A 20,759-nucleotide genomic window follows, 5' to 3' on the forward strand; every position below is an offset into this window, starting at 1 on the left:
ACTCCCCGAAGGCCCCTCCTGTGCCGCAACAACCTGCACCACTCGTGGGAGACAGCGCACACCCCGGACGTCCACCGCTTCATCCGCTGCGCGCGGTGCCTCAAGGAACGCGGCGACGGCCGCACCGAGTCATCCCCGACAGGACTCAGCATGGGCGGCACTGGCTGAGCCCTCGACGCACCGCATCCGCGCTAGGCACAACGTATGACCCACTCCCGGCATTCGGCCGTGGAGCACCCGGTGTGACCGGCGGAAACGTCGTTCCATCCGGACGCAAATGCGTGGTGTTGCTGGTCATCGTTGACCACCTCCACCTCCGACCTTGCCCGCCCCGGAACTCCTCAACCCGCCAGTTCCCCCTGGCTATGTGGAACCCGTGGTTTCGGACTGCGAGGCGCGCCCAGAGGAACCCGCAAGCAGCGTCGCGCCCGAAGCCCCGGACTGAAGAAGTCCGTCGGCGCGGCTACCCGCCCCCGACGCTTCTCGTCCACGGTGATTCGTTTCGCGACTCCGTCGGCCTGCGTGCTCCGGCCTCTCCGGACACGGTGGTGTCAGTCGTGGGCGCCACCTATTGCATCCCGACGTGTGGTCTTCATCTGCGCCCGCGGACGACGAAGGCGTGCCTTCTTGGGATGTCAGCTTCGCTCCTCTGGTCACGTTGGGGGTGCAAGCGAACATTCATCGACTGAATCGCGCTTTGGGTGCCGGCCTGGGACTTCAGGCACACCAAGGCCGATCGGGCAGGTTGCCCGTCTCCACCAGTTCCGCAGCCACCTCGGCGAGCTTGGTGTTGGTGCGCTGGCTGACCCTGCCCAACAGCGTGAAGGCATCGTCTGCGTTGAGCTGTCTTCGCTCCATCAGGATGCCGATGGCCGCGCCGATGGTCCGTGATCGCAGGAGGGCCATTTGAAGGTTGTCCGCCTCGTCTTCTCCGAGCGCCGCCTCGATGGCCAGCACTGCCAGGTCGCCCAAGGTCCGGGCCACCTCGACGGCTGACTCGTCGAACGCGTCGCGTCGGTCGGCGTAGCAGGTCAGCACACCGAGGGGCCCGTCGGCGCTCTGCAGCGGAACACTGAGAACGGACTTCACCGGCGTCTGGGCCAGCATGCCCTTGCAGTAGTCCGGGTACTCGTCACTGATGGCCAGGTCCGCGCAGACGACGACCTTGCCCGCTTCGAACGCAGTGATCCCCGGGCTGGCACCACTCGCACCCGCGATGCCTGCGATCTTCGCGGCGAGATCCTCGTCGGTCGAGGCAGTCAGACGGGCAGGCTTGTCCGTCAAGGTCTGCGTGACCGCAACAACGGCCCAAGGACACGACAACAACGCGGCGGCCTTCCCAACGACCGCCCGGAGGGTTGGCGCGACCCCTCGGGTCTCCACCAGGTCCCGCGCTACCCTCCCAAGCTCCTCCGGGTCCTGCACAGAAGACTCGCTCATGTCCGCATTCTGCAACCCTGGATCCCGATCGCGAAAGGGACGCAGGGCGGTGCTGTCCCAGCGCCGTTTGGGTCCCGGGGCACTGACGACGATTGGGCTAGGCGAATCGCCCTGACATGCCGCGATACGCGGGTCAAGAAGACGAGGGTGCATCCGAGCGGAGGTGCTCCCTGAAGAACGCCGCGATACGTCGACGAGCATCCAGGGTGGCCTCGTGGTCGTACTGGGTGCCCGAGATTCGGGCGAGGAAGCGCAGGAACATGGTCTGGTCTTGGGGTGCGTGATTGTTCATGAACCCATGGCCGGTGCCTGGGTAGATCTTCACGTCGTGAGGCACGTCGAACTGGGTCAGCAGGTTCTCCAGCCGCTCACCGGCCCGGGCTCCGAGCGGGGACTTGTCGGCCCCGCCGAAGCTTCCGACGACCGGGCACGCCCGCGGCAGCCAGTCCTCGGCGTCAGAGGGGCAACCCCCATAGTTCACCGCCGAGGCGTCGAACCCGTGGCCCTCGGCCAGCGCGATGGCGTACCCACCGCCCATGCAGAAGCCAACCACGCCTACAACCCCGGTGCAGCCGTCCTGGTCTCGCAGCCATTGCCGTGCCGCCTCTATGTCGTCGAAGGTGCGACCACGACGGGGACCGAGCTCATGCATGATCGTTCGAAGGCAACGCAACCGACTGCCCCACCAGTACAGGTTGGGTGCGATCGCCAGGAAGCCCACGCCTGCAAGCCAGTCCGCGTGCTGCCGCAGGTCCTGGCTCATGCCGGTGAAGTCGTGGATGACGACAATGCCTGGCCATGGCGGCGGCGTCGCGGGCACCGCTGCGTACGCCGGCATCAGGCCGTGTGGAGTCTCGAGCTCGACCAGCGGCTCAGTGTTCATGGCTCAGTGTCGGGCGGTCAGGGTGTGCGCCGACTAGAGGGCAGCCCCGCGACCAAGGCTGAGGTCGGGGTGACGAGCCGAGTCGGCCATGACTCGATCCTCGCTGCCAGGTGCTTTGTTGGCGCAGGCCATCTGTCATCAACCCGCTACGCCACTTGGGTAGCGGGGCTCACCCAATCGCCGGTGTACACGCGTTACAAGCTGGCGATGCTGGGTGAATGGCCACCTCTCAAGGTCGACCCTTGCGCCCTGTCCGTCCCACGAGGGTCGCCGGCGTCTCGGGACTGGTCTTCGTCCTGCTCCTGCTCGTGGGCGCAGGTATGCCGAGCGTGCCGGGCGCGGACGACACCACGGCCGCCGTCAGGGCGTTCTACGAGGCGCACACCGGTGTCGTCGTGGCGGCCCAGGTCATCGAGCTCCTCGCCACGTTGCCCCTCGTCGTCTTCGTCCTCGGCTCGGCGCGCTCGCTGCTCGTGGCTCGTCCCGGACCGCTGGCTCTTACCGGCCTCGCGATGGCCGGGGCTGCGGTGATGACGGTGGTCCCGCCGCTGTGGCTCTGTGTCGTGGCCTCGTCGGGCGCCGCAGACCTCGTCGACGCCCTCGCTCTTCTCTCCGACCTCGTCGACGTCGTGCTGTTCCTGACGATCGCCGCCTTCGCTGGAGTGTGCGCCCGCGAATGGCTGGGACCCCTGTGGCTTCGATGGGCCGCGCTCGGGGTGGCAGTGCTCTGCACCCTTCGAGCACTGGAGATCCTTGTCGCGGGCACGGTCCTCACGGTCGTCGCCCCGGTCTCGTTCCTGCTGCTGGTGACAGCGCTGAGTATCTGTCTGCTGAGGCAGAGGACCCACGTGCATCCGCAACGGCGGTCATCTGCTCCCGTCTAGCGTGCGATCGCAAAGCCAGGCGGCCGAACACCTTCCCTCCACCGTCGTTCGCGGACCCAAGGCAGCACACGCTGGCGCCTCGTGGATGAAACGGTCAAGTCAGGCCCTCGGCCTGTTGGCGGCCCTTGTCAGTCCACTTGCATTTTGCAAGTATGCCCGCATGAGCCTCTTCATCACCTGCCCCGTCGAAAGCGTCGAGCGCGCGACCACCTTCTACGCCGCACTCGGTTGGACTCTCAACGCCGAGATGTCCGACCACAACGTGTCGTGCTTCGCGATCGCACCCGAGCAGTACGTCATGCTCGGCAGCCGCGAGATGTATGCAAGCGTCGGCGGCGTGGCCGAGTTGATCGGTGAAGCGGGAACTCCATCGAAGGTCACCGTCTCGTTCGACCTGGGCAGCCGCGAGGCGGTTGACAAGCTTGTCGAGCGCGCCGGCGCCGCGGGCGGACGGGTCGGCGACACCGACGACTACGACTTCATGTACCAACGCCAGTTCGACGACCCAGATGGCTACCACTACTCACCGTTCTGGATGAAGCCGAACACCGACACCACTGAGTGAGCGACCTCGCAGCAGCTCTCGAGATCGTCGGAAGCCGCTGGGCCCTGCTCATCGTGGAGCGACTGCTCGAAGGGCCGCAGCGCTACGGCGACCTGCAGCGCGACCTCGGGGCGCCGACGAACATGCTCGCCACCCGGCTGCGCGAGCTTGAAGAGGCCGGTGTGCTGTACCGCCTACCGCTTCGGCACAACACGCGGGCCTACGCGCTCACCGATCGGGGCCTGGCGTTGCGCGCGGCGATCGTCGCTCTCGGACGTTGGGGGGCCGCGAAGCCCTAGCCCCAACATCGCAGGACCCAGGGTCCAACGGTTGGCGCTTGTGGCTGAACCAGGACGTGAACGGCTGCCATGTGACTCCCCGTGACTGCCGTGTTCGGTTCGCGGGCCGCGGCACGGAAGCCCAGGGCATGTGGGCCACCAGCCAAGTCGGCCCAGCAGCAACGCACTCATCTGCCGCGATCCGCTAAATCAAAGGACTTCTTGGAGAGGCGGACCCAAGACTGCAACTTGGTCAGCTGAGGCCGACCGCTACTAGGCCCGCGGTCAGGCCCAGAGCGGCGCACACCGCGAGAGTGCGCAGCACCGGCCACTTGAGACGGAAGAGCAGCACGGCGGCAACGACGGCGATGGCCACGGCGACCGGCCGCAGGGTGACCCAGTCGGGCACGTCCAGGTGGGCCGGGCCGAGAAGGAGCCGCGTTGTCGCGCCGAACAGGGTGTGCACGGCGAAGAACACTGCAAGGTTCGCGATGACACCCACGACGGCAGCGGTGATGCCGGTCAAGGCGGAGGACAGGGGGTGGTTGCCTCGTAGCCGCTCGACCCAGGGGGCGCCGACAAAGACTAGGACGAAGCAGGGGACGAACGTCACCCACGTGGTCAGCAGTGCCGCGAGGACGGCTGCCACCCACGGCTCGAGGGTGCCTGGGTGCCGGTAGGCGCCGACGAAGGCGACGAACTGCACGACCATGATGAGCGGGCCCGGGGTGGTCTCGGCCAGGGCCAGCCCGCGGACCATCTCCCCGGGTGCAAGCCACCCGTACACCTCGACCGCCTTATGGGCGACGTAGGCGAGCACCGCGTACGCGCCACCGAAGGTGACCAGGGCGGCGCCAGAAAAGAACAGCGCTTGGTCGGTGAAGATGCTTCCCGTCCCGGTCCACGCCGCGACGGCCACCACCGGGACGGCCCACGCGACCACGCCGACGGCGATGACCTTCACGGCGTGGGCCCGGCTCGGTAGCTCCGTGTGCAGGGCGTCGTCGGGGATGAGCGGTGCAGTACCGTCCGCGTCGTGGGCGTGGGCGGAGGCCCGATGCATGGTGGTGGGCGCCCACCTGCCGAGCGCCCAGCCGATGAGGGCGGCAGCCGCGATGACCAGGGGGAAGGGCACGGCGAAGACGGCAAGGGCGGCGAACGCGGCCACTGCCAGGGCGGTTAGGGCGGGGTGGCCCAGGGCGCGGCCGCCGACCCGAATCACGGCTTGGGCGACGATGGCCAGCACGGCGGGGGCCAGACCGGAGAACAGGGCCGTGACGACAACGGTGTCCCCGGCGGCGACGTAGAGGGCGGACAGCCCGAGCAGGGCGACCACACCGGGCAGGACGAACAGGATGCCGGCGACCAGGCCGCCGCGGACGCCGTTGAGGAGCCATCCGACGTAGATGGCCAGCTGCTGGGCCTCTGGTCCCGGCAGCAGGGTGCAGTACGACAGCGCGTGCAGGAACCGTCGCTGCCCGATCCAGCGCTTCTCGTCCACCAAGGTGCGTTGCATCACCGCGATCTGACCAGCGGGTCCTCCGAAGGTCTGCAAGGAGATCGCGAACCAGGCCCGGGCCGCAGTCGCGAACGGGATGACATCCGCGCGCGCCGCTCCTGACTGCCCGGTGGCCGACCTCCCTGGCCATGCGATCCGTCCACGCCTCACGGCCGGGACCCTACGACCAGACAGGACTAGCAGACGACCACCATCCGCAGTAGCCGCGACTCCACTCCGGCCACCAATGCGTCACCCCTGCGAGCCCAGCGAGGCCCTCGACAGGGCCACCCAGCTCTGGGAACCGTCCGCTCATGCCGCGATGCGCACGGCATTGCCGATGATGGAGTGCTAGAAGCCGCCGCCATCTCCGAAGTTGTAGGGCCTTCCGTCGTCCAGCCGGCGCTCACGGATTTCTATCTCGGTTCCGCTCGTACCGTGGCTCCGATCCCACACCAGAGCGGCAACCACCAGGAGAACCACAAAGATGCTCGCGATGATCCAAAACCACATGACGGTGGTCCTTCCAGCCGCTAATGCGTTCCGCTTCGTTAGCCAATCCCGGGACGTCCGGCGTCCTGCCGAGCGATCCCGTCGGGGGCGTGCCCGGCCGTCTTGTCCGAATTCAGTGCGTGCCGGTCCCATAGCCAGACGCCTACGAGCAGCAGCAGGAATAGTGCCCCGGCCAAGATCCAAAACGTGGCGGCCTCACTTCCGGGTGATGCGGGCTTCTGGCCGTTCAACCGACGCCGGGACGGTCTGAGTCCGGGCGGCGGTCAGCTATCTCTATTCTGGTTCCGCTCGTACCGCGTGCCCGGTCCCACAACCAAGCGCCAATCACAAGCAGGATCACAAATGTGCCTGCGATGATCCCGAACCACATAGCGATGGCCTTTCCGGCCGCGCCCGCCGGCCGCTGATGCGACCACCCTCCCCACACTGTCCCACCTGGTCGCCGCGATGCCAATGGTCATCAGGACGTTGCGACGCGGACCTTCATCCAAGCCGCCGTGCACCCCTGAGGCCGGATCTAGCGCTACCCGCCATGCGCCAGCAGGGCGAGTAGCCGACCAACGTCCGCTCATGCCGCGTTGAGTGTCCGGCTACCGGCGGAACAAGCGCCGCCAGAAGCCCGGTGACCGGTCACCCCTCGCAGGGGTGGCGGCTGGCGTCGACACTTCGCTCGCCGCTACCGCGTCGGCGCCGATAACGATCCCTTCGCGAGAGTTGGCACGAACAGGGACCTCAAGGCCCCCGTCCCTGCCGAGCTTCACCGCCTGCACGTTCTTCCACAGGCTTGAACCAAATCCGTTGTCGGGCATCTCGCCTCCCTCCCGTTGACTGAAGTATCCCTCAGCCGCCGAGCAATCTCGGCTCGATGCCGCAAATCGAACGTCCGCCATGTCGCAGTGAGGTCAGTCATTCGATGGCTGGAACTGGCAGCCGGCATCCGGGGGCGGCTGACTCCCGCTGGCCGTGCTCGAACTCATAGGCGCACTCCCCGCACATCCCCTCGAAGTCGTTCCCGGACCCTGGGTGCTCAGACCAGAGATGACGACATTCAGGGCAGGCACCCAGCTCACCTATGCGCCGAGCTCGCTGCCGGCGCTCCCTACGGCGCGCGAGGTAGCCACTCACGCGGTCTAGCATCCCGCACGATGCGTCCGCTCATGCCGCTGGTCGAGCGATCGTGCCGATGAGCGGTCACGCGTCCCATGGGTAGACCACGCCGCCCGCGTGAACCCATTCGTTGGCTCGGGGGCGCGCCAGGATGCGCGGTCGATAGCGAACCTCGTCAGGCAGCTCGACACCTACTGAGCCGCGTGCCAACCAACGCTCCGCGCTCTTCAACATGGCAGTAACCGTCGGATCCTGAAGCCGAGCAGGGCGGGCGCTGCCTCGGAGAGAGGCCACGTGGAGCTCACCCGCGTTGATCCAACCGCATCGCCGGAATCGGAGTACTGGCGTTCGCTCAAAGTCGATCATGCCGTCGGGGGATACCCCTGCCTGCCCTGCAGCGCTGGAGTTGAGCGAACGCATGACACGGTCGGCCGCGCTATCGACGTGCCAACGATCGAGGTCGTTGATGCCCCAATCCGGGTGGCGCAGCACGAACTCTCGCGGGGCGGACGACCGCTCGCCGGGTGGCCCCGGAAGTCTTGTGGGAAGTCCTGAGCAGCGCTCGAGTTGGGCCAGTCCGCTCGCGGTCTCGACTGCGCAACTGAGTTCTAGCCCGTGCTTGTGTTGTGCCCACTCCATGAACTCACGCTCGTCGTCCGGTAGAAGCAGGAACCTCACCATGGGCCGACAGTCTGCACCCCCAGGTGAACAGGTCAGGACTCTTCCTTTGAGACAGATGCGCTGACATGCCCCTGTCAGCGCGGTCTTGCCGATGAGCAGATGCGTCCTGCCGCCGCACGCGCGACTCCTGCTCTGGCCGTCCGGAGTGACGGGCGAGTACTTTCGATGGATCGTCGGTGGCCCAAGGAGGCAGCCCGTGGCAAGGTCGGGTGAAGAGCTGGAACATCCAGTCACAGGTGAGCGCCTTGTGTGGCGACGCGTCGCTCGAGACACCGACGGCGACCTGGTCGAGTGTGACCTGTTCGCGCTTCCCGGCGGCCATCCTGCAGCAGCACACGTGCACCCCAACCAGCAGGAACGTTTCGGTGTTCTGGCCGGCAGCGTCAAGCTGCGTGTGGACGGCGACGAGTCCACGCTCGAGGTCGGCGACTGGGCCGAGGTGCCGGTCGGGAAGCCGCACACCTGGTGGAATGACGGCAGCGAGGACGCCCACGTTCTCGTGCAGGTCTCGCCCGCGTTGCGCACCGAGATGTTCTTCGAGACTTTCTTCGGCCTGGCCAAGGACGGAAAGACGAACGCCAAGGGTCTACCGAACCCTCTCAGCATGGCCGTCATCCTGCGCGAGTACCGCGACGAGATACGGCTTGCCGCACCGCCGGCGAGCGTCCAGACCGCAGTCTTCGCCCCCCTCGCAGTCCTGGGTCGTGCGTTCGGCTTCCGCGGCTGGTACCCGAGGTACAGCGCCGACCCGATCCCCAAGGCCCACCCTCGCTGAGTGGGCCATCGCTGCCGAGCGAAGAACGCGCGTCCTTCCGCCGCTTGCTGGCTGCCTGTCGATGCGGGGTTGGCGAGACACCGAGGTGGTGGTCAGGGTGCGGCGTGCCAGCCAGCGAAGAGGGCGTCCAGTGCGAAGCTGATGTGTTCGCTGGCGTCGCCTGGAACGGAGGCCGGGACTTGGCCGAGTGCGGCCAGGCGGGAGATGCCATAGACAGCTCCCCAGACGATGGTGCATCGCCGCAGCACGTCGGCCTCACTGACGCCGGGGGGCTGGCATGCCTCGACGGTGTCGTGGAGCAGGTTCCAGTATCGGATCGCGGCCGTCTGCAGCCATGGGTGTTCGCTCTTGGCGATGTGCAGCGCCAGGTCGAGGTCGTGGACGTGCGGCTCGTGAGTGACCCACTCGGTGTAGGCACGGGCCAAGGCCCGAAGCCTCGAGATGGGCGAGCTGCCGGCGGCCGCCACCTTGATCTCAGCCGCGTCGGCGGCGCGATCCAGGCCGACTCCGGCGACCGCGGCGAGGAATCGCCGCTTGGAGCCGAAGTGCACGTAAGGCGCTTGGTGGCTAACCCCGACCTGTTCGGCGACCCGGCGGAGGCTGAGCTTGTCAACTGGGGTGGTGCGCAGGATCTGCAGCGTCGCTTGGACCAGCCGCATCTCCAGCGGGTCATCAGCGACCGCCGCGGCGGCATTGACAGTGTCAACCATGTCGGCGACTATACGGGGATTGACACTGTCAACCTAGGAGTTGATTCGCATGTCAGGAAGCAGGTTCATCAAAACGGCAGTGGGCCGCCTCAAGGTCACGACCGCGGGTAGGGGTGCGCCTGCCGTCCTATGGCACAGCCTGTTCGTCGACGAGCGCAGTTGGCAGCGACTGGCAGCGGAGTTGGCCAAGGACCGCCAACTGGTCTTGGTCACCGGCCCCGGTCACGGCGAGAGTGGCGACCTCGGCCGCCGCTACGACCTTCTTCAGTGTGCCCGGGCCACTGTGGAGGTACTCGATGCACTGGGTGTCGCAGAGCCGGTGGACTGGGTGGGCAACGCCTGGGGTGGCCACGTCGGCATCCGCTTCGCGACCGCCTATCCCAGCCGCGTCAGGTCTCTGGTCACCATCGGGACTCCTGTGCAGGCACTCACCACTTCCGAGCGGGTGCGAACCCGCACCCTGCTCCTGGTCCACCAGCTGCTGGGGCCGGCCGGCTTCCTGGTCGACGCGGTGGTCGAGACGCTGCTTTCGCCGCAGACACGCGCCAGCGACACGGACGCCGTTCAACTCGTTCGCCGCTCGTTCGTTGAGGCCGCCCCGGGCCAGCTGCGCAACGCCGTGGCCTCGATCTCTCTGCACCGCGAAGACCTGACCGCGCTCCTGCCGGGCATCACCATCCCGACCCTGATGATCACCGGCGAGCAGCACAGCGGCTGGACCCCCACCCAGAGTGCCGGCGCGGTCGCGACCATGCCCGACGGACGTGCGGCGGCCGTCGCGGACGCGGCCTACCTGGTACCGCTTGAGCGGCCCGAGGCCGTCCTCGAGTTGCTCCGTGCCTTCTGGGCAACGGCCCTAGCCGAGACTTCGAAGGTTCTGGAATGAGCCAGGCACGCACCGCCGCACTCGCCGGCGCCCTCTACGTCGCCCTGGACATCGTGGTCGGCGTGACGGCAGGTGCACCACCCCCGCCGGCGGCGCCGGAGGGCGAGATCGTGACCTACCTCGCCGACCATCGCGCCGGCCTCGCGGCCGGGCTGTGGCTGTTCGGCCTGGCCACACTTCCCTTGCTGTGGTGGTTCGGCTCCCTGTGGGACCTCATGATCCGGGCCGAGGAAGGCGCACCGAGGCTTGCCGTGGTCTCACTGGCCGGGCTGCTCCTTGGTGGGACCATGTCGCTGGGCTCGGCGGCTGCGATGGCCACCCTTGCGCTCCTGCCCCCGAACACTGGCGGTGCGCTCGCCCTGTACGCGTTCGCGGCCATGTCTTTGTCCGCTGCAGGGTTCGGTCTAGCGGCGCACCTGATCGCCACTAACGTCCTCGCCGCCCGAAGCCGGATGCTCCCCCGGTGGCTGGTCGCCACCGGACTCGTCTCGGCGGCGGCCTTCCTCATCTCCGCCGTCCTCGGCGCCCTGACAGCCGATGCGATCTCCAACACGGTCAGTCTCGTCGGCTTTGTGCTGTGGCTGGCCTGGATCCTCGACGTCAGCTACCGCATGTACAACCCTGCCCAACACGCTCAGCAGATTTCGGAGTCGCCAGCCGCGTCCGGCACCCTCAGTTCAGAGCGAAGGCGATGAAGCACGTCCGAGCTACCAGCACGCGGAGGCACGATCGGCGGGACACCAGTCGACAGCCGCACATCGCGTTGGTGGTCGCCGCCGCCACCGGCGCCTGGCTCGGACTGCTCGTCCACAACGTCGCCGAGCTACCGAACCAGACGCTGCTCAGCCCTGAGACCCTCGGGCCCAGCCTGGTCACCGCCGCGCTGCTCACCCTCCACGCGACGCGCAGGGTCCGCCTGACCGGAATCGGTCTGTTCGGCTGGGCCCTGCTAAACCTCGTAGGCGGCGCCCTCAGCGTCCTGCCACTGCCGCTGCTGCCCTTCGAGCCGGAGCAAACCCTTCGCCACTACTCGTTCCATCTGCTGTACGCCGCTACCCAGATCCCTCTGCTTGTGGCGTGCTACCCGCTCATCGCCGGCCAGCGGGCCGGACCGTCGCACGACACCTAGCAGCGATTCACCTTCCTCCCCGCAATGGGGCGGGCACCGCCGAATCGCTCATTCGGGACTGATCATCTAGTCGACGAACCTTCCTCCCATGCTGCGATCCGCTCGTGCCGCTGAGCGCACTTACACGAGTGGTAGCTGGGCCGCGGCCTTGATATCGGCGTGGACCACGAGACGCGCTGACTCCTTCGGCTGGGGACGCGGATGCCTGCGACTGAAGCGCGGTCAAGTGACCGCCGCCGACGTTCTACTTGAGTAGCCGACTGGGCGCCCGCCAAGAGAGGCCGTCAGCCGGTGGAGGGCTCATTCTCGGTGGTCGTACCGCCGGCGCGTTCATACCGTGCGGGGTCCCCGAGCCAAGCGCTCAGTTCGAGGGTGATTCGCAGGGCGCCGGTGCGCACCTCATCCGTGTTTCGCCCGCGACCAATGAGAGGTACGAGTGTCGCAAGGTTCCTGGCCAGGGCCGGGCTCGGAACGTTAGCCCGGCCCATCACAAGGAGGAGGAGATTCTGCAGCTGGGTGACACTTTCCCCGATGGGATCTCTCATCACCCTGTCGGCGGCCTGCCACGCATCCACGACGATCCCGTCTAGCCTGTCCATCTGACGTTGGTGAGCATCGAGAGCGGCCTGGTGTCGCATGGTCAGCCACGATGCGCCACCGCCAACGAGGGCACCAAGCACGGCCCCACCGAAGCCACTTACAACGGAGGCCGCGACTGCGTCCATGTATCGACGGTAGCGCGGGACGACTCAATGGTCTCGACTCCCGGCCCGACGCACGCTCATGCCGCGTATCGGGGGCGGAGGGAAGCCTTCTGAGACGGCAGGGATATTTCAGAAATCGGTGTCCGTGAGGCCTAGTTCGACCCACTTCTCGGCAGCCTCGTCAGCAGGCAGCCAGGCGAACTCGTAGCGGCGCGGCGCGCCTTGCTCTATGTCCTTGATGGTCCTGCCGAACCACCCCCGCCGCTCTGTGGGCGTGCCCTGCCTTTAGTGGTCGAAGTAGCCGTGCCGCATGAGTTGTGGGATGACCCCACAGCACCAGGGACACACCCAGTCAGACCTCGAACCAGCGGTCGCCGGACAGCACCCGCGCGACGGGTCCGCCCACCTCGGTCCCCAACAGGGTGGCGGTGGTGTAGTCGGCAGCGGCCCCGTCGAAGACGGAGTGCCGGCGCAGCATCGCGTGGCTGCCCCCGCAGACGGTGACGTAACCGACGTCGGCGGTGCGCTCGAGGTCACGGGCGAGGCCGGCCGACCTCGACGGGCTGGCCACGCGGTCGCCGTCCCCGTGCACGAAGAGCACCTGCTTGTCACGCAGGCCGACCTGCTCCTCGCGGGGGTACAGCCAGGGCGCGAGGGCCACGACGCTGCGCACCGCCGGCGCCCGTCCCGCCAGCAGGGCCGCGCGCCCACCGAGGGAGTGGCCGACGAGGCACACGGGCAGGTCCGCGCCGTACCGGTCGGCCAGCTGGGCCAGGGCCCACTCGACGTCCCGCACCGGGGTGTGGTGGGCGTCCCAGCCCCGCCGCGAGTTGAGCAGGCGCTGGACCACGAGCCGACCGCGGGCCGCCAGGGCGACGCGGGCGGCGATGGGCACCATGCGCAGTACGGACAGCTGGGTCGGGCTCACGCGCATCGTCCCGCGCCGGGCCGCCCCGCCGTGCAGCAGCAGGACCGCCCCGTCCGGCGACGCGGGCGCGGTCGTGGTGACCAGTCGGGGACGCAGCTCGACCATGGGTTCCTCTCGCGGAGACGAGTACGCTCTTGGCTGTCAGCCTCGCCCACGCCGCGGGTGGTCGCGAGCCGGGGGAGTGCACGGGTCACCGCACGTGGACGCGCGGAGGGACCCGGGGCACGGCCCCGCGTTTGCCACCAGCGCGGTCGGGGAAGGGACTGGTGACCGTCCCGACGACCCGTGGAGGACACCGTGCCCATCGACCCGTGGTTCGTGCTCGTCGGCCTGGGGGTGATCGTGCTCCTGATGGCCCTGTTCTTCTACCTCAGCCGTGGGGGTGTCGCGACCCCACCCAAGGACCGCTCGCGGCGGCACCGGCACGCTGGCGCCCATGGGGGCCTCGGTCCCGACGGTTCCCACCGCCGCTGACCGTCGACCCCTGACCGTCGACCGCGCGGCCGACCGCCACGGGTGGGTGCCGGTCCCCGCCGCTGCCCGCGCCCCTCACGTGGCGTCGGGGCCGGGCCGCGACGCCCCTTCGTCGTGCCCGGGCACGGTCCCGGCGGCGAGGAGGCGGGCCCCGAGCGTCCGCGCCGCCTCCTGCAGCTCGGGGCCCCCGACGACGCGGTAGGCAGCGTGGAGGCGCACGAGCTGCGCGGCGTACCACCAGGGGTCGCTCGTGCTGCCGACGAGCCGTGACGTGCCGTCGTCCAGCGCCTCGAGGCGGCCCAGGCCGCCGGGCAGGGACCGGGCGACCTCGTCGCGGGGCGCGTCGACCACGACCTCGGTCCGGTGCTCCCACCCGGTGGCCAGGTGCTCCTCGAGGAGCGCGACGGCGTCGATACCGCCCGGCGGCTCGAACACCTCGGCCTGCACCTCGACGTCCCGGATGCGGTCGACGCGGTAGGTGCGGATGCCCGCGTCCTCCTCCGTGGGGCGCGCCAGGCACAGCAGGTACCAGCGGCCGTGGCGCACCACCACCGCCCAGGGATCGACCTGGACGGTCCACTCACGACCGGACTCCGACTGGTACGTCACCCGCACCCGGTGGTGGTCGGAGCTGGCCCGCACGAGGCTGGCGGCCGTCGCCGGGTCGGGGCGGGCGGCTGCCCGGTCGGGTGCCGGCGACGTGGCGCGTCGGACCGCTTCTGCTTGTGCCGCAACGTCTTCCGGAAGTGCACGGATGATCTTGGCCAGGGCGCTGCCCACCGGGTCGGTGGTGTCACCGGCGTCGTGGTGCCCGTCGAGCACTGCCATCACGAGCCCGAGCGCCTCGGACGCGCTGAACGTCAACGGCGGCAGCCGCAGCCCCCGGCCCACCCGGTAGCCGCCGTACGGCCCGCGGACCGACTCCACCGGGATGCCGGCCTCGCGCAGGATCCCCACGTAGCGCCGCGCGGCGCGCGAGGAGACGCCGAGCCGCTCGCCGAGCCGCTCCGCCGTCGTGCCCGGCGACTCCTGCAGGAGCTCCAGGCAGAGCAGGGCGCGGGCTGTCGGGTTGGTGGCCTCCACCCGCGAAGGTTCCCACAGGTCCCGGACGCGATCCGTCCGGTCGGGCCGCGGTGGTTCAGTGCCCGCCGGAGGTGCCGCGCGCGGTGCCCCGCGCGGGCGGCCGGGCACGACGGGGTACGGCGTTGCTGCCCGTCCGCCCGACGCTGGAGAACACCACGGAGGCACCGAACAGGAAGCCGAAGTCGTACCAGCCCCCGGAGTTGCGCACGGCGTAGATGCCCACGTCGTCGCGGAACAGCGACACGATGAAGGTCACCGGGCTGATGAGCCCGTGCCACAGGCCCAGCCAGAACCCCGGGAGGTCGGTCCCGGCGCCGGCCAGGTCGTTGCTCGCGGCAGCGCACGAGGCCAGCAGCACGGTCAGGGCGACCAGGGCCCCCGTCCTCCCCAGCGCGCGGGAGGTCACGGTTGGTACGGCGGACGGGTCGAGGCGCGGTGCACGGCCACCGACACCGTCACGACACCGGCCGCGAGGACGAGCAGGCCCACGACCAGCAGGACGGCGCCTGCGGTGCCCAGCCAGGGGAGCTCCGCGCCGGCGACGACGTTCGCGCGCAGCGCTGCCGAGCCGTCCGCGTTCATGAGGACCATCCCCCAGTCACCGTTGCGGGGCGACCACGTCAGCTCGGTCCCGGGGAAGCCGGAGGCGCTGGCGACCCACGTGTCGACGGCGGTCGGGGGCGTGCTCGGCGCGGCACCGGCGATGTCACGGTCGAGGGAGGCGGTGCGCCCCGGCACGGTGCGGGCGACGCCGGACAGATAGCGCTCGACGTCAGCACTGGGTGCTATGCCGACGAACAGGTCCGGCCCGCTGCCCTGGCGGGTGACCTGGACGCGCATCCGGCCCAGCACGCGGTCGGCGATGTCGTTGCCACCCGCCATGGTCTGGATGTCGAGGGCGGTCGCGGCCACGGCGTACCCGGCGGTGCCGACCGGTCGTTCGAGGACAGTGACGTAGCCGTCGTGCCGCATGGTCCGGTCCGCGACGAGCAGCGCGCCCCCACCCACGGTCACCCCAAGGGCGACGAGGGCCAGGAGGGCACCGAGCACGACCGAGATGGTGCGCCCCGGCGTCCAGCCCGGACGGTGCACGGCACCCGGAGGCGCAGTCGGTCCACCGGTCGCGGTGGGCCCGGCGGTCGCGGAGGCTGCCGGACCGGTGGGCGTGTCCACCACGGCCGGCCCGGACGCGGGGGCCGCTGCGAAGGTGGCGGTGGGCGGTCCGGGTTCGGTGGGCGATCCGGGTGCGGCGGGCGGCGGCAGGAGGTCGGGCTCGTGCGGGCCGAGGTCGAGGCGGAACGGCGGGTAGGCGTCGGTCATCAGGGCGGCGTACGCGGCCACCCGCAGCACCCAGCGGTTGAGGCCCAGCACGAGGTCGTAGAGCGGCCGGGGGTAGGTGCCGGTGACGGCCAGCACGACGGCGGCCACCAGCACGAGCAGCCCGATCAGGCCGCCCTCTCCCCACGAGGTGCGCCAGCGCTGGTCGTCGGTGGCGATCCACGACCCGGTGCCCACGAGCAGGCCGACGACGACGTAGTGGGGGAGAGCGAGCAGCCACCACTTCACCAGCACCAGACCGCGCGAGAGGTGCTCGGGGTAGTCGACCTCGAAGTGCGCCGGGTAGTCCGGCACCTCGGCGAGGGTGAACGGCGGGTAGCGGTCGGTGCCGAGGGCGCCGTACGCGTAGTAGGAGACCCGCCAGCTCCAGCGCAGCACACCGGCGTTGAACTCGAACAGCGAGCGGGGGTAGTGGCCGGTCACGAGGATGGCCACGAACGCGACGATGCTGATCACGGTGAACGCGATCCACAGCACGGTCAGGACGACGAGGTGGGGGATCACCAGCAGCCACTTCACGAGCCACAGCCAGCGTGAGCTGGTGGGCGTGGTCGCCCCGTCGACGTGGACGGGGTGGCGGGGCTGGGCGGCGGGACTCAGGGTTGCGGTCGTCATGGCTGGCTCCTCGGGTCACCTCCACCGTCGCGTCCCGGGCCGGTGCCGGGGAGGGACCTTCGCCCCGTGACCTCGGCGTTCTCCGGTCAGGAGGGGCCGCGCGCGTTCTTCGCAGGCGCGGAGGCCCCGGAGGGCGCGGAGTTCGCTGTGGGTGGCAGGTGGTGCCCCGTGGTGAAGCGCCACACCCGGCTGCGCAGGTGGCGGGTGGTCCGAGCGGGCACGACCGGCACCACGGGGGCCGCGCGGTAGAACCAGGTCTTGCCCGCCTCGACGAGCACGAGGTAGGTGGCCACCATGCCCGCGAGGGTGAGGAAGAAGCCCATGGGCAGGGGACGGAAGCCCAGGGCCGGCCCGAGGGGGCTCGAGGGCAGCACGGCGCCCACCCCGAGTGCCCCGAGGACGGCGACCACCAGCGGCACGCTCGGCCGGCTGCGGAAGAACGGCACGCGCCGGGTGCGGATGGAGATGATGATCAGGGTCTGCGTCGCGAGGGACTCCACGAACCACCCCGACCTGAAGAGCGCCGGGCCGGCGTGGAAGACGTGGAGCATCACCCAGAACGTCGCGAAGTCGAAGACCGAGCTGAGCGGCCCGAAGACGAGCATGAACCGGCGGATGAACCCGATGTCCCAGTGGGACGGCCGACGCAGCTGCTCCTCGTCGACGCCGTCCGTGGGGATGGCGAGCTGGCTGGTGTCGTAGAGCAGGTTGTTGAGCAGGATCTGCGACGGCAGCATCGGCAGGAAGGCGAGGAACAGCGAGGCGCCCGCTGCCGAGAACATGTTGCCGAAGTTGCTCGACGTCCCCATGAGGACGTACTTGATGGTGTTGGCGAAGATGCGCCGGCCCTCGGCGACCCCGTCGGCGAGGACGTCGAGGTCCTTCTCCAGCAGGATGACGTCGGCGGCGTCCTTGGCGACGTCCGTGGCCGAGTCGACCGAGATCCCGACGTCGGCGGCGTGCAGGGCCAGGGCGTCGTTGGCCCCGTCACCGAGGAAGGCGACCCCGCCGGTGCTCAGCCGCTGCACCCGGACGATGCGGGCCTTCTGCTCGGGGCTCACGCGGGCGAACACCGACGTCCGGCCGATGGCGCGGGCGAGGGCGGCGTCGTCGAGCGCGTCGAGGTCGCCTCCCTGCAGGGGGACGTCCTCCGGCCCGTCCGACAGTCCGAGGTCGCGGCACACCTTGGCGGCCACGGCGACGTTGTCCCCGGTGACGAGCTTGACGGTCACGCCCAGCCCGCGGAGGCGGGCGAGCGAGCGCTCGACGCCGCGCTTGGGCGGGTCGAGGAAGACGAGCAGGCCCACCAGGTGCATGTCCGTGGCAGGGGGGTCCACGGCGCGACCGGGCGCCGTGGCCACCGCCACCACGCGGCTGCCGGCGTCGAACTCCGCCGCGAGCCGCGCCCGCGCGGACGGGGGCACGTCGCGGCAGCGCTCGAGGACGGCCTCGGGTGCGCCCTTGGTCACGGTGGTCACCACCCCGGCGGCGTCGCGGACGACGACCGACATGGTGCGCGTGTGGTGGCTGAACGGGACGCTGTGCAGCCGGGTGTGGCCCTCGAGCCAGCCGGCCATCGTGTCCACGGCCGGGGCGGCCCAGAGGGCCTGGTCGAGCGGGTTGGCGCCCAGGGCGGCGCCCGCGGCGGAGCCCTCCTCGGTGCACAGCAGCCCGAGGCGTATGACGTCGGGCGCCTGTGAGCCCTCCGCGGGGACGGCCCGCGCGAAGCTGACCCTCCCGTCCGTGAGCGTCCCGGTCTTGTCGGTGAAGAGGACGTCGACGTCGCCGAGGTCCTCGATGCACACCAGTCGCTTGACGAGGACCTTGCGCCTGCTCATCCGCCGCGACCCGGCGGCCAGGCTGGTCGCGACCACGGCCGGCAACAGCTGGGGCGTGATGCCGACGGCGATGGCCAGCGAGAACAGCAGCGAGTCCATGACCGGCCGGTGGAGCACGAGGTTGACCACGAAGATCGAGGTCGTCAGCGTGCCGGCGACACGGACCAGCAGGAGCGAGAACCTGCGCAGCCCGGTCTGGAACGTCGTGTCGAGCTGGTGGGTGCTCAGGCCCGTGGCGATGGCGCCGAGCTCGGTGGCGGTGCCCGTCGCGACGACCGCGCCCAGGGCGGCGCCGGCGTGCACGACGGTGCCCATCAGGGCGACACCGGTCAGCTCGGCGAGCGGGGTTCCGCGGCCGACGGGGTCGGTGGACTTCGCCACCGGCAGGGACTCACCGGTGAGGACGGACTCGTCGCACTCGAGCTCCTCGGCCTCGACGAGGCGAAGGTCGGCCGGCACGACGTCGCCGACGCGCAGCCGCACCAGGTCTCCGGGGACGACCTCCTCGACGTCGACCAGCGCCGACACCCCGTCGCGGACGACCAGGGCCCGGTGGCGCACCTGGCTGTGCAGCGCCGCCGCAGCCCGTTCCGCGCGGTACTCGTTGCCGAAGCCCAGCCCAACCGAGAGGGTGACGATGACGCCGATGATGAGCGCGTCCCGGCCCTCGCCGACGAGCGCCGAGGCCGCGGCGGCGAGCACGAGCAGCAGGAGCAGGGGCGAGCGGAGCTGGTGGGACAGCACGGCCAGCGCGCTCGCGCGGTGGGTGGCGACCGCGTTGGGACCGTATGCCTCACGCCGCGTCGCGGCCTCTGTCGCGGAGAGTCCGTGCCCGACATCCACCCCGAGCGCGGCCAGGACCGTCTCGCCGGACTCGGTGGCGGCGCGCCCCACGGCCGAGCGCGGTGCGCGGTCGACGGCGGTGGTCAGGGTCATGGCGTCCTTCGACGACGGTGCACTGACGCCCGGGGGCGCCGGGGGACGCCGGTCGGCGCCGTATCCGGGTCCAGCACACTGCCGGTGCCGGGCCGGCCGAAGGGCCCTTGGTCCCGCCTCGCGGCCTGCTCAGGCGCGGTCGACGGCGCGTTCGAGACCGTCGAGGGCGCCGTCGAGCGCGTCGTGGGGGAGGGACGCGTGCACGCCCCACGTGCGGTTGGCGACCTGGGTGACGTGCAGGTCGACGACTGCACTGGCCAGGGCGAGTGCCTCGGCCCGCGGCACGGCCAGCAGGTGCTCCACCCAGGTCAGCATGTCACCGAGCGCGGTGGCGGTGGCAGCGTTGAGGTCGGCGTCGAAGCCGAACGTCAGCCTTGCCGCGGGGATCACCGCGTGCACCGACCGCAGGGGCGGGTCGTCGACGAGGTCGAGCACCAGCTCGGACGTCATGGGGCACTCGATGGCCGTGCCGCCGACCTCCCCGTGGCCCTGCGCGGCGTGCCCGTCGCCGACGGTGAGGAGGGCGCCGGGCACGTTGACGGGCAGGTACAGGGTGGACCCGGCCACGAGGTCGCGGCAGTCGATGTTGCCCCCGCTCTCCGGGCGCGGCGGCACGGTCGACAGCTCGCCGGGGACGTCGCAGGCGACCCCCACGACCCCGAGGAACGGCGCGAGTCTCACCTCGTGCCCCAGCTGGTTGCGGGCCACGCCGGCCGCGGCGTCGATGGCGTAGAGCAGGTCGCCACGGGCGGTGTCGACACCGAGGCGCTGGTTGAGCCACGTGTCGGTGCCACCGGAGGCCGTCCACCCCCACGGGCCCGGGACCATGGCCGCGAAGTGCACCGACAGCACGTCACCGGGCCGGGCGCCGACCACCTCCACCGGGCCGGTGAGGCAGTGACCGTCGCGCGGGGAGAACATCCGCGGCCGCTCCTCGCCCGGGGACCGCTGCGGCTCGAGGTGCCCACCGGAGTCCAGGGACTCGACCACCACCGTGTCCCCGGGCTGCACCCGCAGGGCGGGGGAGGAGTCGCGGGAGATGCTCTGGACGACGTGGTCGCGCGTGGGCGCGAGGTGGTGGCGGGTCACGGTGCCCCAGTCTTGCCCGAGGCCGGACGTGCCGCACGCCCGGGGCCGGGACGGGGCGACGCCGCCGGTGCTGCCACCGCTGTCCGCCCGCGCTCCTATCCTGCGTCCATGGAGCTCGAGTTCGCTGGTGCGGTGTGGTTCTGGAAGGGGCCGGCGCCCTGGCACTTCCTCTCGGTCCCCGACGAGGAGTGCGGGGCGCTGGAGGCCGTGTCCGCCCAGGTGAGCTACGGGTGGGGCATGATCCCCGTGGGGGCGCGGATCGGGGCCACGCGGTGGACCACTTCGCTGTTCCCCAAGGGCGGCGGGTATGCCGTGCCGCTCAAGCTCGCGGTGCTGCGCGCCGAGGAGATCGAGGTTGGCGACGTCGTCTCCCTGCACCTGACCGTCGACGCGTGACCACTCCCGTCCGGGGCCAGGTCCGCGGCA

The 20,759-nt window shown here is 70.1% G+C and carries 19 protein-coding genes; 9 read left to right on the plus strand and 10 right to left on the minus strand.

The window, feature by feature from the left end; all coding sequences use genetic code 11:
- Window positions 1-717: 717 nt before the first annotated feature.
- Window positions 718-1,440 carry a GAF and ANTAR domain-containing protein gene (locus ABEA42_RS14600; protein ID WP_345504488.1) on the minus strand — a complete coding sequence of 241 codons (723 nt, stop codon included), beginning with the start codon at window positions 1,438-1,440 and terminating at the stop codon, window positions 718-720.
- A 133-nt stretch (window positions 1,441-1,573) separates the two neighbouring features.
- The gene (locus tag ABEA42_RS14605) at window positions 1,574-2,323 is read right to left on the minus strand and encodes a dienelactone hydrolase family protein (RefSeq protein WP_345504489.1); all 750 of its coding nucleotides are present in this window, start codon (window positions 2,321-2,323) and stop codon (window positions 1,574-1,576) included.
- Between the two features lie 242 nt (window positions 2,324-2,565).
- On the opposite strand from ABEA42_RS14605, the gene ABEA42_RS14610 reads away from it, so the two are divergent.
- From ABEA42_RS14610 to ABEA42_RS14620, 3 genes are all read left to right on the plus strand, one after another.
- Window positions 2,566-3,207 carry a hypothetical protein gene (locus ABEA42_RS14610; protein ID WP_345504490.1) on the plus strand — a complete coding sequence of 214 codons (642 nt, stop codon included), beginning with the start codon at window positions 2,566-2,568 and terminating at the stop codon, window positions 3,205-3,207.
- A gap of 160 nt (window positions 3,208-3,367) precedes the next feature.
- Entirely contained in the window at window positions 3,368-3,772 is a 405-nt protein-coding gene (locus ABEA42_RS14615) for a VOC family protein (RefSeq protein WP_345504491.1), read from the plus strand.
- Window positions 3,769-4,050: a winged helix-turn-helix transcriptional regulator gene (locus tag ABEA42_RS14620; protein ID WP_345504492.1), complete on the plus strand. Its 282-nt coding sequence runs from the start codon at window positions 3,769-3,771 to the stop codon at window positions 4,048-4,050. The genes ABEA42_RS14615 and ABEA42_RS14620 overlap by 4 nt, the downstream gene beginning before the upstream one ends.
- 232 nt (window positions 4,051-4,282) lie before the next feature.
- On the opposite strand, the gene chrA is transcribed toward ABEA42_RS14620, so the two are convergent.
- Window positions 4,283-5,698 carry a chromate efflux transporter gene (gene chrA / locus ABEA42_RS14625; RefSeq protein ID WP_345504493.1) on the minus strand — a complete coding sequence of 472 codons (1,416 nt, stop codon included), beginning with the start codon at window positions 5,696-5,698 and terminating at the stop codon, window positions 4,283-4,285.
- A 2,326-nt stretch (window positions 5,699-8,024) separates the two neighbouring features.
- Between chrA and ABEA42_RS14630 the strand changes: the two genes are divergently transcribed.
- Entirely contained in the window at window positions 8,025-8,603 is a 579-nt protein-coding gene (locus ABEA42_RS14630) for a cupin domain-containing protein (RefSeq protein ID WP_345504494.1), read from the plus strand.
- Window positions 8,604-8,695: 92 nt separating this feature from the next.
- Here the strand turns inward: ABEA42_RS14630 and ABEA42_RS14635 are convergent, their stop codons facing one another.
- Window positions 8,696-9,313, minus strand: a complete 618-nt coding sequence (locus tag ABEA42_RS14635) for a TetR/AcrR family transcriptional regulator (protein WP_345504496.1) — start codon at window positions 9,311-9,313, stop codon at window positions 8,696-8,698.
- 49 nt (window positions 9,314-9,362) lie between these two features.
- Between ABEA42_RS14635 and ABEA42_RS14640 the strand changes: the two genes are divergently transcribed.
- From ABEA42_RS14640 to ABEA42_RS14650, 3 genes are all read left to right on the plus strand, one after another.
- Window positions 9,363-10,199, plus strand: a complete 837-nt coding sequence (locus ABEA42_RS14640; RefSeq protein ID WP_345504497.1) for an alpha/beta fold hydrolase — start codon at window positions 9,363-9,365, stop codon at window positions 10,197-10,199.
- Complete coding sequence (locus ABEA42_RS14645) at window positions 10,196-10,894, plus strand: hypothetical protein (protein ID WP_345504498.1); 699 nt, start codon at window positions 10,196-10,198, stop codon at window positions 10,892-10,894. The genes ABEA42_RS14640 and ABEA42_RS14645 overlap by 4 nt, the downstream gene beginning before the upstream one ends.
- A gap of 71 nt (window positions 10,895-10,965) precedes the next feature.
- A complete protein-coding gene (locus ABEA42_RS14650) occupies window positions 10,966-11,328 on the plus strand; it encodes a hypothetical protein (RefSeq protein WP_345504499.1) in 363 nt (120 codons plus the stop codon).
- A gap of 1,056 nt (window positions 11,329-12,384) precedes the next feature.
- On the opposite strand, the gene ABEA42_RS14655 is transcribed toward ABEA42_RS14650, so the two are convergent.
- On the minus strand, window positions 12,385-13,065 hold the full coding sequence (locus ABEA42_RS14655) for an alpha/beta hydrolase (RefSeq protein WP_345504501.1): 681 nt from the start codon (window positions 13,063-13,065) through the stop codon (window positions 12,385-12,387).
- Between the two features lie 192 nt (window positions 13,066-13,257).
- Between ABEA42_RS14655 and ABEA42_RS14660 the strand changes: the two genes are divergently transcribed.
- Window positions 13,258-13,434 carry a hypothetical protein gene (locus tag ABEA42_RS14660; RefSeq protein ID WP_345504502.1) on the plus strand — a complete coding sequence of 59 codons (177 nt, stop codon included), beginning with the start codon at window positions 13,258-13,260 and terminating at the stop codon, window positions 13,432-13,434.
- 75 nt (window positions 13,435-13,509) lie between these two features.
- Here the strand turns inward: ABEA42_RS14660 and ABEA42_RS14665 are convergent, their stop codons facing one another.
- The 5 genes from ABEA42_RS14665 to ABEA42_RS14685 all read right to left on the minus strand — a co-directional run bounded on the left by ABEA42_RS14665 (window position 13,510) and on the right by ABEA42_RS14685 (window position 20,333).
- Complete coding sequence (locus ABEA42_RS14665) at window positions 13,510-14,517, minus strand: helix-turn-helix transcriptional regulator (RefSeq protein WP_345504503.1); 1,008 nt, start codon at window positions 14,515-14,517, stop codon at window positions 13,510-13,512.
- A 55-nt stretch (window positions 14,518-14,572) separates the two neighbouring features.
- Complete coding sequence (locus ABEA42_RS14670; RefSeq protein WP_345504504.1) at window positions 14,573-14,923, minus strand: hypothetical protein; 351 nt, start codon at window positions 14,921-14,923, stop codon at window positions 14,573-14,575.
- Complete coding sequence (locus ABEA42_RS14675; protein ID WP_345504506.1) at window positions 14,920-16,470, minus strand: DUF4389 domain-containing protein; 1,551 nt, start codon at window positions 16,468-16,470, stop codon at window positions 14,920-14,922. Before ABEA42_RS14675 ends, ABEA42_RS14670 begins: the two co-directional genes overlap by 4 nt.
- Window positions 16,471-16,556: 86 nt before the next feature.
- A complete protein-coding gene (mgtA, locus tag ABEA42_RS14680; protein ID WP_345504507.1) occupies window positions 16,557-19,244 on the minus strand; it encodes a magnesium-translocating P-type ATPase in 2,688 nt (895 codons plus the stop codon).
- 129 nt (window positions 19,245-19,373) lie between these two features.
- Window positions 19,374-20,333 carry an acetamidase/formamidase family protein gene (locus ABEA42_RS14685; RefSeq protein ID WP_345504508.1) on the minus strand — a complete coding sequence of 320 codons (960 nt, stop codon included), beginning with the start codon at window positions 20,331-20,333 and terminating at the stop codon, window positions 19,374-19,376.
- A 108-nt stretch (window positions 20,334-20,441) separates the two neighbouring features.
- Between ABEA42_RS14685 and ABEA42_RS14690 the strand changes: the two genes are divergently transcribed.
- On the plus strand, window positions 20,442-20,729 hold the full coding sequence (locus tag ABEA42_RS14690; RefSeq protein ID WP_345504509.1) for a DUF1905 domain-containing protein: 288 nt from the start codon (window positions 20,442-20,444) through the stop codon (window positions 20,727-20,729).
- Window positions 20,730-20,759: the final 30 nt, after the last annotated feature.

Source organism: Pedococcus ginsenosidimutans (assembly GCF_039544395.1).
Taxonomy (GTDB): domain Bacteria; phylum Actinomycetota; class Actinomycetes; order Actinomycetales; family Dermatophilaceae; genus Pedococcus; species Pedococcus ginsenosidimutans.